This is a genomic window from Ralstonia sp. Ralssp135 (assembly GCF_047304345.1).
In the GTDB taxonomy this organism is placed as follows: Bacteria; Pseudomonadota; Gammaproteobacteria; order Burkholderiales; family Burkholderiaceae; genus Ralstonia; species Ralstonia chuxiongensis.
This window is the reverse complement of sequence record NZ_JBGLYZ010000136.1, coordinates 1-229: the sequence shown is the minus strand read 5'-3', so window position 1 is coordinate 229 and position 229 is coordinate 1. Positions and strand designations below refer to the sequence as shown.

The 229-nt window shown below is 61.1% G+C and carries 1 protein-coding gene; it reads right to left on the bottom strand.

What is annotated here, in order from left to right; translation table 11 throughout:
• Positions 1-225 (bottom strand): PAS domain S-box protein (locus tag ACCD03_RS25680; RefSeq protein ID WP_413413306.1); only part of this gene is annotated, 225 nt, incomplete at its 3' end.
• Positions 226-229 lie beyond the last annotated feature (4 nt).

Here is a 229-nt window from a genome sequence, read left to right as displayed (position 1 = left end):
ACCCAAGGTCACCAGGCGGGCGGTGAATTGCAACTGCTCCTGCTGTTGCCGGGCCATTTCTTCAGCTTCCTTGCGCTCGGTGATGTCGAGTACCGACGCCATCCAGCCGGTGTGCTCGCCGTGACCATCGATCAGCTTCGCTTCATAGACCAGGGCCTGGAAACGCTCGCCGTTCTTGCGCATGAAGGTCATTTCGAATCCTTCCGGCGGCGCCTCGCCTGCCATCACC